16 protein-coding genes are annotated in these 15,958 nt (G+C 68.5%); 9 read left to right on the top strand and 7 right to left on the bottom strand.

The window, feature by feature from the left end; genetic code table 11:
* Window positions 1-17 precede the first annotated feature (17 nt).
* The gene (locus BLQ28_RS23830) at window positions 18-1,415 is read left to right on the top strand and encodes an 8-oxoguanine deaminase (RefSeq protein WP_093245333.1); all 1,398 of its coding nucleotides are present in this window, start codon (window positions 18-20) and stop codon (window positions 1,413-1,415) included.
* 15 nt (window positions 1,416-1,430) lie between these two features.
* Here the strand turns inward: BLQ28_RS23830 and BLQ28_RS23825 are convergent, their stop codons facing one another.
* Both BLQ28_RS23825 and BLQ28_RS23820 read right to left on the bottom strand, forming a co-directional pair.
* Window positions 1,431-1,850: a hypothetical protein gene (locus BLQ28_RS23825; protein ID WP_093245330.1), complete on the bottom strand. Its 420-nt coding sequence runs from the start codon at window positions 1,848-1,850 to the stop codon at window positions 1,431-1,433.
* Entirely contained in the window at window positions 1,841-2,536 is a 696-nt protein-coding gene (locus BLQ28_RS23820) for a LysM peptidoglycan-binding domain-containing protein (protein WP_093245327.1), read from the bottom strand. The genes BLQ28_RS23825 and BLQ28_RS23820 overlap by 10 nt, the downstream gene beginning before the upstream one ends.
* A 348-nt stretch (window positions 2,537-2,884) precedes the next feature.
* Between BLQ28_RS23820 and BLQ28_RS23815 the strand changes: the two genes are divergently transcribed.
* Complete coding sequence (locus tag BLQ28_RS23815) at window positions 2,885-4,891, top strand: lipoxygenase family protein (protein ID WP_093245324.1); 2,007 nt, start codon at window positions 2,885-2,887, stop codon at window positions 4,889-4,891.
* 39 nt (window positions 4,892-4,930) lie between these two features.
* On the opposite strand, the gene BLQ28_RS23810 is transcribed toward BLQ28_RS23815, so the two are convergent.
* From BLQ28_RS23810 to BLQ28_RS23800, 3 genes are read right to left on the bottom strand one after another with little or no spacing between them, the layout of a single operon-like run.
* On the bottom strand, window positions 4,931-6,217 hold the full coding sequence (locus tag BLQ28_RS23810) for a c-type cytochrome (protein WP_093245321.1): 1,287 nt from the start codon (window positions 6,215-6,217) through the stop codon (window positions 4,931-4,933).
* Window positions 6,218-6,231: 14 nt separating this feature from the next.
* Window positions 6,232-6,948 carry a c-type cytochrome gene (locus BLQ28_RS23805; RefSeq protein WP_093245319.1) on the bottom strand — a complete coding sequence of 239 codons (717 nt, stop codon included), beginning with the start codon at window positions 6,946-6,948 and terminating at the stop codon, window positions 6,232-6,234.
* On the bottom strand, window positions 6,945-7,133 hold the full coding sequence (locus tag BLQ28_RS23800; protein ID WP_093245316.1) for a DUF2970 domain-containing protein: 189 nt from the start codon (window positions 7,131-7,133) through the stop codon (window positions 6,945-6,947). The genes BLQ28_RS23805 and BLQ28_RS23800 overlap by 4 nt, the downstream gene beginning before the upstream one ends.
* Window positions 7,134-7,233: 100 nt before the next feature.
* On the opposite strand from BLQ28_RS23800, the gene BLQ28_RS23795 reads away from it, so the two are divergent.
* On the top strand, window positions 7,234-8,652 hold the full coding sequence (locus BLQ28_RS23795) for an aminotransferase-like domain-containing protein (RefSeq protein WP_093245313.1): 1,419 nt from the start codon (window positions 7,234-7,236) through the stop codon (window positions 8,650-8,652).
* Window positions 8,653-8,670: 18 nt separating this feature from the next.
* On the opposite strand, the gene BLQ28_RS23790 is transcribed toward BLQ28_RS23795, so the two are convergent.
* Window positions 8,671-9,924: an MFS transporter gene (locus BLQ28_RS23790; RefSeq protein ID WP_093245311.1), complete on the bottom strand. Its 1,254-nt coding sequence runs from the start codon at window positions 9,922-9,924 to the stop codon at window positions 8,671-8,673.
* 125 nt (window positions 9,925-10,049) lie between these two features.
* On the opposite strand from BLQ28_RS23790, the gene BLQ28_RS23785 reads away from it, so the two are divergent.
* Entirely contained in the window at window positions 10,050-10,949 is a 900-nt protein-coding gene (locus BLQ28_RS23785) for a DapH/DapD/GlmU-related protein (protein ID WP_093245308.1), read from the top strand.
* A 22-nt stretch (window positions 10,950-10,971) separates the two neighbouring features.
* The gene (locus tag BLQ28_RS23780; protein ID WP_093245305.1) at window positions 10,972-11,424 is read left to right on the top strand and encodes a GNAT family N-acetyltransferase; all 453 of its coding nucleotides are present in this window, start codon (window positions 10,972-10,974) and stop codon (window positions 11,422-11,424) included.
* 15 nt (window positions 11,425-11,439) lie between these two features.
* Here the strand turns inward: BLQ28_RS23780 and BLQ28_RS23775 are convergent, their stop codons facing one another.
* Complete coding sequence (locus tag BLQ28_RS23775; RefSeq protein WP_093245302.1) at window positions 11,440-12,264, bottom strand: GntR family transcriptional regulator; 825 nt, start codon at window positions 12,262-12,264, stop codon at window positions 11,440-11,442.
* A gap of 130 nt (window positions 12,265-12,394) precedes the next feature.
* On the opposite strand from BLQ28_RS23775, the gene BLQ28_RS23770 reads away from it, so the two are divergent.
* Genes BLQ28_RS23770 through BLQ28_RS23755 form a run of 4 tightly spaced genes read left to right on the top strand, consistent with a single transcriptional unit; the run spans window position 12,395 to window position 15,930 of the window.
* Complete coding sequence (locus BLQ28_RS23770; RefSeq protein ID WP_093245299.1) at window positions 12,395-13,267, top strand: isocitrate lyase/PEP mutase family protein; 873 nt, start codon at window positions 12,395-12,397, stop codon at window positions 13,265-13,267.
* 1 nt (window position 13,268) lies between these two features.
* Window positions 13,269-14,669 (top strand): 3-isopropylmalate dehydratase large subunit, encoded by a 1,401-nt coding sequence (leuC, locus tag BLQ28_RS23765; protein ID WP_093245296.1) that lies wholly within the window; start codon window positions 13,269-13,271, stop codon window positions 14,667-14,669.
* A 2-nt stretch (window positions 14,670-14,671) separates the two neighbouring features.
* Complete coding sequence (gene leuD / locus BLQ28_RS23760) at window positions 14,672-15,298, top strand: 3-isopropylmalate dehydratase small subunit (protein WP_093245293.1); 627 nt, start codon at window positions 14,672-14,674, stop codon at window positions 15,296-15,298.
* Window positions 15,295-15,930: a YbhB/YbcL family Raf kinase inhibitor-like protein gene (locus BLQ28_RS23755; protein WP_176801210.1), complete on the top strand. Its 636-nt coding sequence runs from the start codon at window positions 15,295-15,297 to the stop codon at window positions 15,928-15,930. The genes leuD and BLQ28_RS23755 overlap by 4 nt, the downstream gene beginning before the upstream one ends.
* The last annotated feature ends 28 nt before the right edge of the window (window positions 15,931-15,958 follow it).

Below are 15,958 nucleotides of genomic sequence, written 5' to 3'. Positions count from 1 at the left end.
CGGGCAAGAATGCCGGCATGCTGATCCTTCGACATGCCGACGTTCTGGTCACCATGGACGCCGCCCGGCGCGAAATCGCCGACGGCGCCGTGGTGTGCGACGGGCCCGCCGTGGCCTGGGTGGGGCCCACGGCGGAGCTGCCCACGGTGTACCTCGACGCGCTGCGCAACGGCGGCGCCGAAGCCATTGACATGCACGGCCACGTCGTGATGCCGGGCCTGGTCAACACGCACCACCACATGTACCAGAGCCTTACGCGCGCCGTGCCCGAAGCGCAAGACGCGGAGCTGTTCGGCTGGCTCACCAACCTCTACCTGCTGTGGGCGCGCATCACGCCCGAGATGATCCGCGTGTCGACGCAGACCGCGATGGCCGAGCTGATGCTCTCGGGCTGCACCACCACCAGCGATCACCTCTACCTGTTTCCCAACGGCTCGAAGCTCGACTATTCGATCGAGGCGGCCGATGCGATGGGCATGCGCTTCCACGCCGCGCGCGGCAGCATGAGCGTGGGCCGCAGCGCCGGTGGCCTGCCGCCCGACGAGGTGGTCGAGACCGAAGAAGCCATCCTGCGCGACAGCGAGCGGCTCATCGGCCGCTGGCACGACGCCTCGCGCCACTCGATGCGCCGCATCGTGCTCGCGCCCTGCTCGCCGTTCTCTGTCTCGCGCGACCTGATGCGGCTGTCGGCAGAACTCGCGCGTGAGCGCGGCGTGTCGCTGCACACGCACCTGGCCGAGAACGACAACGACGTCGCCTACTCGCGCGAGAAGTTCGGCATGACGCCGGCCGAGTACGCCGAAGACCTGGGCTGGGTCGGCCGCGACGTGTGGCACGCGCACTGCGTGAAGCTCGACGAAGCCGGCATCGCGCTGTTCGGCCGCACCGGCACCGGCGTGGCGCACTGCCCCTGCTCCAACATGCGGCTCGCCTCGGGCATTGCGCCCATCGGTGCGATGCGTCGCGCGGGCGTGCCCGTGGGCCTGGGCGTGGATGGCAGTGCATCGAACGACGGTGCCCACATGCTGGGCGAAGCACGGCAGGCCATGCTGCTGCAGCGCGTGGGCTACGGCCCGGCCGCGATGACGGCACGCGAGGCGCTGGAGATCGCCACGCTCGGCGGCGCGCGCGTGCTGGGGCGCGACGACATCGGGGCGCTGGCACCGGGCATGTCGGCGGACGTCGTGGCCTTCGACATGCGCGACGTGGCGCATGCGGGTGCGGGGCATGACCTGGTGGCGGCGCTGGTGTTCTGTACGCCGGGAACTGCTTCACTGAGCATGGTCAACGGCCTCGTGAAGATTCGCGATGGCCGCTTCACCGGGCTTGAACTCGCTCCGCTGCTTGCAAGGCACCGGGACCTGGCTCGCTCGCTGTACGAGAGTGCACGGCATCCGCATATGACAGGACGCTGAGCACATTCACGGCGGTCAATTCAGCCGGACCATCGGGCACGACAAGGACAGTCGCTCAGGCAGCGCAGAATTTCGCCACTCTGGCTGGTCCTGCTTCCGATATGCCTCCAGCGACTGGTAGCCGCGTACATCCCAGCTGTACGTGCTGACTTGTTCTGCTTCGAACACCTCGTAGCGACACTGGCTGCTGCGCGTCTTGATGCGCACGGCTATCCGCTGATGGTCGACAGCCAGGTCTTTCGCCAAAAGCTCATAGCGGCTTGGCTTGCAGATGCTGTAGGTCGAGATCCATTCAACCGTCTTGGCACGCAGGTAGAGCCCGCCGGAACAGGCGCGCCCTGTACCACTGAAAGTGCCAGTGAAGGGAGCATCAGCAGCGATGCTGGTGCCAGCAAGGACCCACAGAGCCAATCCCATCGCCTTGGTTACTTGCATGTGCGCTCCGTTCTTTTGCGCATCGAGCCCAGTGCGTGGTTCAATTTTTGGGAGTACATCGAATCTCCGCCAGCGTTGTAGTACGTCGCGATGCCGGACGGTGTGACCGGCTTCCAGCCAACGATGACCTTCAGGACAGACGCCTTCTGGTACTTCAGTACCTGGCCGGGCTTGAGCATATGAATCGAGGGATTGAGCTTCTTCATCACCTCTGGCGTGCTTCTCTGCATTCCTGCGATCTTCTCGATGCTGTCGCCGGCCTGGACCGTCACCTCATAGACCCTGGCATCGGGGTCCAGCACGTTTGCGAAAGCGAAGTTGGCCATGCGCATCAGCATGTAGCCGATGCCGGCACGGATGTTGTGGGCAGGAACGGTTTGTACGGTGTTGGCCGAAAGACTTGCACGAAGCGAAGGTGGAACGATCAGCTCGCCGCCTTCCCTGTCTCCCAGCAACGCCATCATGCCGGGATCCCCATCGTTTCCGATCTGCATGGGCCTGACTCTCCATTCAGCCACCTTCGCCCCCGTCTCCACCCACACCATCGCCTTCACGATCCGCCAGTCCAGCGGAATGTAGCCCGGCGTGCGGGACAGGTGCCTATCGTATTCATCGACCGCCGACCGGATCTCGCGGTCGTAGGCATCCCATTTCTCGTCGGCCTTGTCGATGCCGTCCTCCCACATCTCGAAACCCGTCCTGGGCTTCGGTTTGGATGCTGCGTGTTTCGCTGCTGAATGCCGTGTTGCCGTGTTCACCCGAACGCCCCCTATGCAGTTGTAGACAGGCGGTTGTAGGCCCGTGCGGCTGAACACACTGTCATCCAACGTCACCCGCCTGGCACTTCTTCTCGAGGCAGCGCAGTTTCTGGTGTGGATGTGTACCTTCGCCCTCAGTACCGACCCTCATTGCCAATTCAAGGGCCGCTCCGCAGAATCCGCCCACTAAATAGAACGAGCGTTCGATTTAGTGGGCCGAATCCATCCCCCTCCCGTCTTCGGCTCCCCACACCCACAACAACAGGGACCCCTTCGATGAAGCGCAGAGACATCCTCAAATGGTCCGCCTCGGCGGGCGGCCTGGGCCTGCTGGCCGGCAAACCCTCGACCGCATCCGCGGCCCTGCCGGTGCTCAAGCCCACGTTGCCGCAGAAGATCGATCCGATCAGCGCCACGCTGCGGCGGCTCGAACTGGTGGGGCGGCAGGCCACCTACCTGTGGACCGAATCGCACATCAACCTTGCCGGCGTGCCGATGGGCGCGGTGGTGCCGCTGAGCGAGCTGCCGGCGGTCGAGCATCAGTTGAAGACGGTGGCGAAGGCGGTCGAGGCGGTGATCAATTTCGCGGCCTCGTTCGCCACCAGCACGCTGGCGTCGAACAACCTGCAGACGCTCGACAACCTGCGCACGCGCATCGCCGGGCTGCAGGCCAGCTTCGACCAGCTGGCCGCGCAGAACGCGGGCCTGCTCACGCTGCCGGCCGCGGTGCTGACGCTGCTGGGCACGCTCGCCGGCAGCGTGGGCGACATCACCACGCAGCTCAAGCAGATCCACCAGGACCTGCTCTCGCAAGGCCCGCTGGGCGCGCTCAACGGGCCGAAGACGCTCGCGCAGTACGACGCGCTGTTCGTCACCATCGACAAGCCCGCGATCTCGCAGATCCTGCATGACAACGACCTGTTCGCGTACATGCGCGTGGGCGGGCCCAACCCGATGCTGCTGCAGCGCGCGACGTCGCTGCCGACGAAGTTTCCGCTGGCCGACGCGCAGTACCGGCAGGTCATGGGCAACGACGACAGCCTCGCCGATGCGGCCGCATCGGGCCGGCTGTATCTGCTCGACTACGTGGGCCTGGGCGACATGGCGCCGACCGGCCCGGTGACCAAGCCGCTCACGGGCACGAGCTATGTGTACGCGCCGGTGGCGCTGTTCGCGCGGCCGAAGAACGGGCGCTCGCTGGTGCCGGTGGCGATCCAGTGCGGGCAAGACCCGGCGCTGCATCCGATCTTCCTGCGTGTGGACGACACCACCAACGCCGAGGCCTACTGGGGCTGGCAGTCGGCCAAGACCACGGTGCAGGTGGCGGACTTCAACTACCACGAGATGTTCGTGCACCTGGGCCGCACGCACCTGATGTCCGAGGCCTTCGCGATGGCCACGCAGCGGCAGCTGGCAACGGCCCATCCGCTGAGCCGGCTGCTTTCGCCGCACCTCGAAGGCGCGATGTTCATCAACGAGTTCGCGACGCTCATCATCATGGCACCGCTGACCACGGGCGACGTGATCCTGACCGCGCCCATCGAGACGCTGCAGCAGCAGTGCGGCCGCGACCGGCTGGCCTACGACTTCTACGCCAGCATGCTGCCCAACGACCTGCGCACGCGCGGCGTGGACGACGCCACCGCCCTCCCCGACTACCCGTACCGCGACGACGCGCTGCTGGTGTGGAACGCCATCGCGCAGTGGGTCGGCGACTACGTGGCGACCTACTACCTGAGCGACAGCGACGTCACCGGCGACTACGAGCTGAATGCCTGGGCCACCGAGCTGGCGACCAGCGGAAAGATCAAGGGCTTTCGCGCGATCACCACGCGCGCGCAGCTGGTCGACGTGCTGACCGCGATCATCTTCAACGCCAGCGCGCAGCACGCGGCGGTGAACTTCCCGCAGTACTCGGTGATGACCTATGCGCCCTTCAGCGCGGGCGCGGGCGGCACGCCGTCCCCCACGGGCAACGCGGGCCAGAGCGAGGCGAGCTGGTCGCAGATGCTGCCGTCGCGGCTGGCGGCGCAAGAGCAGATCTTGCTGTTCCACATCCTCGGCGGCGTGTACTACCGGCCGCTGGGCGAATACAAGGACAACGCCTTCCCGCACTTGCCGGTGCTGCTGGACCCGGCCATCGCCGGGCCGGGCGGGCCGCTGGAGCGCTTTCGCAATGCGCTCGGCGTCATCGAGAACACCATCGGCCAGCGCAACACCGCGCGCTCGCGGCCTTACGAGCATCTGCTGCCGAGCCGGATTCCGTCGAGCACCAACATCTGACGGACCGCCAACGGCAGCCCGGCGACCCGGTGCGGCGGCTCAGCGCCGCATCGTGTCGAGTTGCGTGACGGGCGCGCTGTTGTTGCCCCACGAGCCGCGAATGTAGGTCAGCACCGAGGCCACGTCGTCCGCATCGAGCGTCTGCCCGAAGGGCGGCATGCCGTAGGGGCGCGGGTTGCCCGGCGTCGAGGGCAGGAAGCCGCCGTGGGCGATCACCTGGATCAGGTTGGTGGGCTTCGCCATGTTCACCGCGCGGTTGCCCGCGAGCGGCGGGTACGCGCCCACGGCGCCCTGCCCCTGGTCGCCGTGGCAGTAGGCACAACGCTGGTCGTAGATCTTCGCGCCGCGCGCCATGGTGCCGGCGTCGCGGCGGATGGGGGCCTTGGTGCCGGCTGTGGCCTCGGCCTTCGGCACGTCGGGCAGGTCCTTCAGGTAGCTGGCCATCGCGGTCAGGTCCGAATCGCTCAGGTACTGCGTGCTGCGGAACACCACGTCGGCCATCGGCCCCATCACCGAGCCGCGCGGCGCCACGCCGCTCTTGAGCAGCGACACCACGTCGGCTACCGGCCAGTCGGCCAGGCCCGCTTCATGCGGATCGGTGAGCGACGGGGCATACCAGTTCTCGACCGCGATCAGGCCGCCCGAGAGGCCGAGCTTGGTGTTGGTGGCGCCCAGCGAATTGCGGCTGCCGTGGCAGGCGATGCAATGCCCGAGCCCATCGACGAGGTAGGCACCGCGGTTCCACTCGGCCGGCTTGCCCGCGTTGGCGACAAAGGCCTCGGGCTTGAACGAGAGCGCACGCCACACGGCCAGCGCGGCCTGCGTGTCGTACGGAAAGCGCAGGCGGTGCGCGCGGTTCTGCTCCGTTGCGGGCTCCAGGCTGCGCAGGTAGGCGTAGATCGCGTCCGAATCCTCGCGCGTCACCTTGGTGAAGTTCGGATACGGAAAGGCCGGGTACAGCAGGCGCCCGTCCTTGCTGCGGCCGTTGTGCATCGCGCGCCAGAAATGCGCGCTGCTCCAGCTGCCGATGCCGGTGTGCGCATCGGGCGTCAGGTTGCTCGAATAGATGGTGCCGAAGGGCGTCTCGATGGGCAGGCCGCCCGCATAGGGACGGCCGCCGCGCGTGGTGTGGCAGCCCGCGCAGTTGCCGGCCAGCGCCAGGTAGCGGCCGCGCTCGACCAGTTGGGGCGAGGCGTTGAAGCTCTCGGCCTGCTCGGGCAGGGCATCTTCGCCGCGCAGGTTCATCATCACCAGCGCGCCGGCGGCCAGTGCCACCAGCACGACCAGCACCAGCGCCACCCATCCGGTGCGTCGCAACAGGCTCATGCGTGCTTCTTTCGTCACTTCGAGGTACCGCCGCAGGCAATCGGCATGGGCGCGGGCAGCGACGCGACGGCCTTCGTGTTGGCCGGCATCGGCTGCGTCGCCAGCCAGCTTGCGACGGCATTGACGTCCGAGGTCCACATGCGGCGGCCGACTTCGGCCATGCAGTCGGGCGCCACCGCATGCCGGTCGTTGGTCAGCCAGGCACCGAGCTGCGACGCCACGTACAGCCGCGGCAGGCCCAGCAGGCCGGGGGTGGCGGGCTGCACGCCCGTCAACGCGGCGCCGTGGCACTGCACGCAGGCCGGCAGACGGCGCTCCGCATCGCCCTGCAGCGCGAGCACGCGGCCGCGCTCGAGCACCTCGGGCTTGGCATCGCTCAGCGGCGAGATCGGTGGATAAGGCAGGTCGAGCCCGGCGAAGTACTCGGCCATCTCGCGCAGGTAGTCGTCCGAGAGGTGCTGCACCATGTAGGTCATGTCGCTGTTGAAGCGACGGCCGTCACGGAAGCTCACGAGCTGGTTGAACAGGTAGCCGGCCGGCTTGCCCGCCAGGCGCGGAAAGTAGCCGGCATTGGTGGTCGCGCCCTCGCGGCCGTGGCAGGCGATGCAGGCGGCCACGCGCTGTTCGATGGTGTCGGGCACGGTCGTGGGCGTTGCGGCGCCAGCAACGCTCGCCATGCCGGACGCAAGAAGCAGCAGCGCTGCGGCGGCGGATCGAAGGCGCATCCTCATGTGCCGGCTGCGTAGTGCGCCAGGCCCAGCAGGCCCGCGATCAACAGCAGCACCACGACGAAAGCGACACCGATCAACGGCAGGATGCCGACCTGCGCGGTCCGCTTGTCGGCATCGGCGCGACGGCCACCCAGCCCGATGAAACTCCAGAGAACGGCGCGCAGCGCGCGCATGAGATTCGACATGGGGTCGAGTGTCGCCCAGGCGGGCCCAAAAAAACAGATGCAGATCCGCCTCGATTCACCGGAGCAGATAAAGTCCCCCGCGAATGACAACCACCCCGCGATGAAGCGTTACGAAGCCCTGGCCGCCGACATCGAAACCTCGATCCGCAACGGCACCCTGAAGACCGGCGACCGCCTGCCTTCGGTGCGGCACACCGGCCAGAGCCGTGGCGTGAGCGCGTCCACCGTGTTCCAGGCCTACTACCTGCTCGAAGCGCGCGGGCTGGTGCGCGCACGCGACCGCTCGGGCTACTACGTGGCGGCTGGCGGCCTGCGCGACGCGCCACCGGAATCCACGCTCACCTCCCGCCCCGCCGAAGGCCCGATGTCGCTCGACGTGAGCGACCGGGTGTTCGACATCCTCGAAGCCAGCATGTCGCGCAAGGTCGTGCCCTTCGGCTCGGCCTTTCCGAGCCCGCTGCTGTTTCCGCTCGCGCGGCTCGGGCAATTCATGGCCGCCAGCGCCAAGTCGCTCGACCCGTGGCGCACCGTGGACGACCTCACGCCCGGCAGCACGGCGCTGCGGCGCCAGATCGCGCTGCGCTACCTGGCCGACGGCATGCCGGTCGCGGCCGATGAAATCGTCATCACCAACGGCGCGCTGGAGGCGCTCAACCTGTGCCTGTCGGCGGTCACGCGGCCGGGCGACGCGGTGATCGTCGAGTCGCCCACCTTCTATGCCGCGCTGCAGGCGCTGGAGCGCATGGGCCTGCAGGCCATCGAGGTGCCGACGCACCCGGGCGAAGGCATCGACCTCGCCGCTCTGGAGCTGGCCATCGCGGCCCACAAGCCGCGCGCCTGCTGGCTCATGACCACCTTCCAGAACCCGCTCGGCAGCCTGATGCCCGACGCGAAGAAGAAGGCGCTGGTCGAACTGCTGGCGCGGCATGAACTGCCGCTGATCGAAGACGACGTGTACGCCGAGCTCTACTTCGGCGACCGGCGCCCGCCTCCGGCCAAGGCCTTCGACACGCAGGGCCTGGTGCTGCATTGCGCCTCTTTCTCGAAGTGCCTGGCGCCGGGGTATCGCATCGGCTGGACATCGGCCGGGCGCTTCGCGCGCAAGGTGGCACGACAGAAGCTCACGACCACGCTCAGCACTTCGGCGCCCGCGCAGCTCGCGCTCGCGACCTACCTGGAAAAAGGCGGGCTCGACAAGCACCTGCGCAAGCTGCGCCAGACGCTGTCAATGCAGCAGGCCACCTTCGCGCAGGCGGTGGGGCATTACTTTCCGGCGGGCACGCGCGCGACGCGGCCGCTGGGTGGGTACTTCCTGTGGGTCGAGCTGCCGGCACACGTGAACGCACTCGACATCCACCGCAAGGCATTGGAGCTGGGCATCAGCGTCGCGCCCGGCCCGATCTTCTCGGCCACGCGCGCCTTCACCAACTGCCTGCGCCTGAACTACGGCCACGCATGGGACGCGCAAAGCGAACAGGCGATGCAGACACTCGGCCGACTCGTTGCCGAAGCCGCCTGAAAAGTCCGGCGCGCTTCCTCAGGCCACGGCGAGCGTGCGCACGCGGCGCAGCCGGAACAGCAGGAAGCTCGCGATGCTCACGTTCACCAGGTTCCAGCCGATGCCGTTCAAGAAGGCCGCGTGGTAGCTGCCGGTCAGGTCGAAGACCTTGCCCGACATCCAGCCGCCCAGCGCCATGCCGAACAGCGTGAACATCAGCACCGTGCCCACGCGCGCACCCGCCTCCGCCGGCGGGAAATGCTCGCGCACGATGATCGCGTACGACGGCACGATGCCGCCCTGAAACAGCCCGAACAGCGCCGAGATCACATACAGCGGCACCAGCCCGTCGAAGGGCAAAAACAGCAGCAGCGCCACGCACTGCAGCACGCCGCCCAGCAACAGCGTGCGCAGCCCGCCGATGCGGTCGCAGATCACGCCCGACACCAGCCGGCTCACGATGCCAAAGCCCAGCATCAGCGACAACATGATCGCGCCCTGCGCTGGCCCATAACCCAGGTCGCCGCAATAGGCCACGATGTGCACCTGCGGCATCGCCATCGCCACGCAGCAGGCCACGCCCGCCACGCACAGCAGGCTTTGCGCCGCGCCCATGCTCAGGCCGAAGGGGCGCGTGAGGTCGCGCGGCCGCGCGGTGCTCGATGCGCTGGCCTTGGCCGTCGCCGGCGCAAGGGCCGGTGGCCGTGCCTTGAAGCACAGCGCCAGCAGCGCCATCGTGATCCCGCAGAAGATGCCCATGCCGATGTAGGTCTGGCGCCAGCCCACCAGTTCGACGAAGTGCTGCGCGATCGGCGGCCACACCGCGCCGGCCAGGTAGTTGCCGCTCGCGCACACCGCGACCGCGATGCCGCGCCGCTTGACGAACCACAGCGAGGTGTCGGCCACCAGCGGCGCGAAGGCCACCGAGCTGCCGAGCAGGCCGACCAGCAATGCCTGCGCGATGGTGAACGACACGATGCCACCCGACATGCCCGTCGCAACGTACCCCACGCCCAGGAACACCGAACCGAAGAGCAGCGGCCACATCACGCCGACGCGGTCGGCCACGCGCCCCATGAGCACACCGCCCAGGCCGAACCCCAGCATCAGCAAGGTGTAGGGCAGCGAGGCATCGGCGCGCGCGATGCCGAACTCGGCCTGCACCGCGGGCAGCATCACCGACACCACGTACATGCCGCTGCTGCCGACCGTCATGATCAGCAGCGTGAGCGCCAGGCGCAGCATGGCGTAGCGCGAATCCGCCTGGTGGGCGGTCGTCTCGTGTGTTGTCATTGTTTTTTGCTCCGCGCCGGGAATGGCCGGCGCATGTCGTATGGCATTCTCGCGGAAGACAGCCGCCGACGCGGTGCCTGCCGTCCTTTCAGCCAGCACATCCCATCAACGTAGAAGAGCTTTCCATGACCATCCAGCGCACCGGCCATCGCTATCGCGACGTCGAGACGGGCAAGACCCTCGACGTCTGGTTTCCCAGGCACGCCACCTTCAACCAACGGCGCTGCCTTGCCGAGAAGGTCGGACTGATCGCGGGCGACACCATCGAAGTGCGCATCGAATCGCTCGATGCGCCACCGGCATCGACCGAAGAAGCCTACCTGCGCCTGCACCTTCTGTCCGAACTGGCGGTGCGGCCGAACGAGATCAACCTCGAAGGCCTGTTCGGCCTGCTGCAGAACGTGGCATGGACGTCGGCAGGCCCGGTGCTGCCATCGAAGGTCGATGAACTGCGGCACCTGGTCGCGCCCGAGTACCACCACCTCACGGTGCCCTCGATCGACAAGTTCCCGCGCATGAGCGACTACGTCGTGCCGACCGGCGTGCGTATTGCCGACGCCGACCGCGTGCGGCTGGGCGCGCACCTGTCGCCGGGCACCACCGTCATGCACGAGGGCTTCGTTAACTTCAATGCGGGGACGCTGGGCGAATCGATGGTCGAAGGGCGCGTCACGCCGGGCGTGACCGTCGGCAAGAACTCCGACATCGGCGCGGGCGCGTCCATCATGGGCACACTCTCCGGCGGTGGCAAAACGAAGAACGCCATCGGCGAGCGCAGCCTGTTGGGCGCCAATGCGGGCATCGGCATTTCGCTGGGCGACGAATGCATCGTCGAAGCGGGGCTGTATGTGACGGCGGGCACGAAGGTCAAGCTGCCGGATGGCAGCGTGGTGCCTGCCAGGGCGCTGTCGGGCAAGTCCGGCCTTCTCTATCGGCGCAACAGCCAGAGCGGCGCGGTCGAAGTGCTGGAGACCAATGCGCAACGCTGGGGCGGGCTGAACACGACGCTGCACAGCAACGACTGATGCGCGTGAATGAACGGAACGCATGAACGTCGTCTACAGAAAAGCGGTTCCTGAAGACACGCCCGCATGCCTCGACCTGCGAGGCAAGACCCGTGAGAACGCCTTCTCGGTCGAAGCGCTGAAAGCCATCGGCATCACGCTGGAGAGTTGGCAATCCGCCGTCGCCGATGGCTCTTTACCCGGCTGCGTGGCACTGGTCGATGGCGAGCTGGCCGGCTATTGCTTCGGCGACCGCGAGACCGGCGAGATCGCCGTGCTTGCGCTGCTGCCCGCGTACGAAGGCAAGGGCATCGGCAAGGAACTCCTCGGCCTGATGGTCGAGGCGTTCAAGACGCTGGGCTTCAAGCGGCTTTTTCTGGGCTGCTCGTCCGACCCGCAGGTCCGCTCGCATGGCTTCTACAGGCACCTGGGCTGGAAGCCCACGGGCGAGACCGACGCAGCAGGCGACGAGGTGCTGGCCTACCTCTTGCCCTGACCCGCCGCAGGCCCGCTAGGCCCGCCGCCTGGGAGACGACGAGGCCGGGTGCACGTCGTGCACCACCTGCCCCGCCGTGAGCGTGTTGATCGTTTCGCCCGCGATGTCCATGAGGATGCGGCTGCGCTCCGCCGTCAGCGACACGGTCAGGTGCAGCACCGGCCGCGCGTCCAGGTCGTGCAGCAGACGCACCATCTTCAGCAGCGGCGCGCCCGTCTCGATCTGCAGCAGCCGCGCGCGCGCCGGATCGGCCACCTCGGCCGTGATCTCCTGCACCACACGGCCGAACTTCACGCCCTGCGCCAGCAGGATCTCGTAGAGCGCGTGCTTGCGCAACGCGCTGGCCGACACGCGCTTGCCCAGCTGTGCCGGCACCCAGGCGTCGGTGAGCATGACCGGCACGCCATCGATGCTGCGCAGGCGCAGCGCATGCACCGCCTTCTCGCCGGCTTCGATCTGCAGCAGCGCGGCCACGTCGGGCGGCGTCTCCGCTTGCGCGACCTCGAGTACCTCGACATCGGTTTCGAGCGCCGCCTTGCGCAGCCCGTCGATCAGGCCGAGGCTGGGCCTTGCGCGCACCTGCGGCAGATCGGCGCGCACGAAGGTGCCGAGCCCGTGGCGGCGCTCCACGAGGCCGAGCGAAGCCAGGTCGCCCAGCGCGCGCCGCACCGTGATGCGCGACACGCCGAAGCGCTCGCACAGCGCTTCTTCCTTCGGCAACGCGCCGGAGGCATAGACGCCACGGGTGATTTCGTCGCGCAGCACGACGAACAACTGCCGGTGCAGCGAGGTGCCGGGACCACGTTCGAGCGAGGGAGCGGATGTGGGAGGACGTGCCATGGGAGAAGAAAAAACGAAGGTCGAGCATAGCAAGACGCCCAGCGGCGTCCCGTGAGTGACTTGCGGATTTCATTCAGTTGTACTTAGAATATAAACACATAAACTCAAGCACCACTGAACAAGGCCCGCCATGAATCCTTCCCTCACGCTTCGCCAGCTGCTCGACGCGCCCGGCATGGTGATCGCCCCCGGCGCCTACGACGCCATCGGCGCGCGCCTGATCGAACAGGCCGGCTTTGCCGCCGCCTACATGACGGGCGCCGGCACCTCGGCCGCGCGCGGCTTTCCCGACTTCGGCCTGCTCACGATGAGCGAGATGGTCGACAACGCCGCGGTGATGGCGCGCTCGATCGCCATTCCGCTCATCGCCGATGCCGACACCGGCTACGGCAACGAGCTGAACGTGACGCGCACCGTGCGCGAGTACGAGGCGCGCGGCGTGGCCGCCATTCACATCGAGGACCAGGTCTCGCCCAAGCGCTGCGGCCATCTCGACGGCAAGGAGGTGGTGTCGCGCGAGGAGTTCGTCTCGAAGATCCGCGCCGCGGTGGAGGCGCGCCGCAGCAAGGAGTTCGTGGTCATCGCCCGCACCGACGCGCGCGCCATGCTCGGCCTGGACGAAGCCATCGACCGCGCCAATGCCGCGCTGCAGGCCGGTGCCGACATGGCTTTCGTCGAAGCCACGCAGACGCCCGAGGAAGTGGCCGCCGTGCCGAAGCGCGTGCACGGCCCCTGCCTGCTCAACGTGGTTCCCGGCGGCCGCACGCCGGTGTTCGACCTGCGCGAGGCCGAAGCCATGGGCTACAAGCTCGCGATCCTGCCGGGGCTGATGCTCAAGGCCGCCATCGAGGCGGGCGACGCGGCGCTGGCCGAACTCAAGGCGACCTTCAAGGCCCCGGCGGTGAACGCCACCGTGGCGCAGACCTTCCGCCGCTTCGGCGCCGACGAATGGGATGCCCTGCGCACGCGCTTCAACGCGGGCGCCACCATGGAAAGCCGCTGACATGGCTCGCACCCTGTTCGACAAGCTCTGGGACGCCCATGTCGTGCGCGAGCTGGGCGATGGCTGGGCCCTGCTGCACATCGACCGCCACCTGCTGCACGACCTCTCGGGCCCGCCCGCACTGGCCGAAGTGGCCGCGCGCGGACTGCCGCTGCACGACCCGGCGCTGGTGTTCGCCACGCCCGACCACGCCGCATCGAGCCAGCCCGGCCGCACGGCCGGCACCTTCCCGCTCGGCGGCCGGCTGCACGGCGCACTGCGCGACCTCAGCACGAAATCGGGCGTGCGCTTCTACGACCTCGGCCAGCCGGGCCAGGGCATCGTGCATGTGATGGGCCCCGAACTGGGCATCGTGCTGCCGGGCCTGACCGTGATCTGCGGTGACAGCCACACCTGCACCAACGGCGGCCTCGGCGCGCTGGCCTTCGGCGTGGGTTCTTCGGAGAGCACGCACGCCCTCGCGACGCAGACGCTGCGCCAGCAGAAGCCCAGGCGCATGCGCATCCGCTGCGACGGCGTGCTCGGCACGGGCGTCACCGCCAAAGACCTCGCGCTGCACATCATCGGCACGCTCGGCGCGGCGGCGGGCGTGGGCTACGCGATCGAGTTCGCGGGCGAGGCGGTGCGCGCGCTCGATGTCGAGGCGCGGCTCACGCTGTGCAACCTCACGGTGGAGCTGGGCGCGCGCTTCGGCCTGATCGCACCCGACCAGCGCACGGTCGATTGGGTGCGCGGCCGCAGCTTCGCGCCCACGGGGACGGCCTTCGATGCAGCGGCGGCGTACTGGCTCTCGCTGGCGTCGGACGACAGCGCCGTGTTCGACCGCGAAGAGGTCATCGACGCCGGTGCCATCGCGCCCACCATCACCTGGGGCACCAGCCCCGAGGACGCCATCGCCATCGACGGCACCGTGCCCGATCCATCGGTGGCTGCCGATGCTGCCAGCCGCGGCGCCATCGAAGCCGCGCTCGACTACATGGGCCTTGCGCCGCGCACCGCCATCGCCGGCACGCCGGTCGACTGGGTCTTCATCGGCTCGTGCGCCAATTCGCGCCTGCCCGACCTGCGCGCCGCCGCCGAAGTGGCGCGCGGCCGCCATGTGGCGCAAGGCGTCACTGCATGGGTGGTGCCCGGCTCCGAGAACGTCAAGCGCGCGGCCGAGGCCGAAGGGCTGCGCGAGGTGTTCGAGGCCGCCGGCTTCCAGTGGCGCGAACCCGGCTGCAGCATGTGCGTGGCGGCCAACGGCGAGCAGGTGCCGCCCAAGGCACGCTGCGTGTCGACCTCCAACCGCAACTTCGTCGGACGGCAAGGGCCGGGCGCGCGCACGCACCTCGCGAGCCCGGCGATGGCCGCGGCCGCGGCAGTGACCGGCCGCATCACCGACGTGAGGACGCTGAAATGACCATGACCCCCTTCACCGCCGTCACCGGCCCCGCCGTGCCGCTGATGCGCGCCAACGTCGACACCGACGTCATCATCCGCATCGAACGCCTCACCTCGTTCCAGCGCGACCAGCTCGGCCCCTTTGCCTTCGAGGCGCTGCGCCTGCGCCCCGATGGCAGCGAAGACCCGGCCTGCGTGCTGAACCAGCCCGCCTTCCGCCAGGCACCCGTGCTGCTGGCTGCCGAGAACTTCGGCTGCGGCTCGTCGCGCGAAGGCGCGGTGTGGGCACTGATGGGCCTGGGCGTTCGCTGCGTGATCGCGCCGAGCTTCGGCGACATCTTCTTCAACAACTGCTTCCAGAACGGCGTGCTACCGCTGCGGCTGCCCATCGCGCAGGTCGAGGCATTGGCGGCGCAATGCGCAAGCGGTGCGGCGGTGACGGTCGATCTGCAGGCACGCACGGTCACGGCGCCGGACGGCAGCGTGTCGGCGTTCGAGATCGATCCGCTGCGCCGCGAGGCCCTGCTGCACGGCCTCGACGACATCGGCCTCACGCTGAAGGACGACGCGCTCATCCGCGAATGGCAACAGGCCGATCGCGTGCGCCGGCCCTGGGCATGGCCCGCCGCACAAGGAGCCGCGGCGTGACGCACAGCGCTGCAAGCCCGCTGCAACGGCACCCCTGGGTGTTGCGCTGGGCCGGGCTGCTCACGCGCGGACGCCATGCCGGCGATGCGAGCCTGGCCTGCAGCGATGCGATGCTCGCGCGGCTGCCCGCCACGGTCGAACTGCGAAGCGCGGACTTCGCGCATGGCAAGGCGATGGCGCAGCGGCAGGCGGGCGAAGGCGTCGGCGACAACCGTTCGCCCGCGCTGGCGTGGCAAGGGCTGCCGCCGCAGGCCACGCACTGGTTGCTGCTGTGCGAAGACCCCGACGTGCCGCTGGCCCATGCCATCGCGCATGCGCTCGCTTGGGGTCCTTCTTCATTGAACGCATTGCCCCAAGGCGCCCTGAACAACGGCCATGCCCCGGCTGGCGTGACGCTGGCGATGAACGGCCTCGGGCGCAGGGGCTACGACGGCCCGCGCCCCTTGCCCGGCCACGGCCCGCACCGCTACGTGTTCCAGCTCTACGCGCTCGACGCCATGCCGCCGCCCGATCTTTCGCGCGAAGGCGAGCTGCTGCCCTGGCTGCATGCCCACGCCCTGGCGCGTGGGCGCCTCGATGGCCTCTACCAGCGCGACTGGCGCGGCCGGACGGTCGTGCCCTCGCGGCCCTGAGGCACGGCGCCGCCCCTCGCTCATTGAT

The organism is Variovorax sp. EL159 (assembly GCF_900100965.1).
Taxonomy (GTDB): Bacteria; Pseudomonadota; Gammaproteobacteria; order Burkholderiales; family Burkholderiaceae_C; genus Variovorax.
The sequence above is the reverse complement of the archived record's forward strand: the minus strand, read 5'-3'. Positions and strand labels throughout refer to the sequence as shown.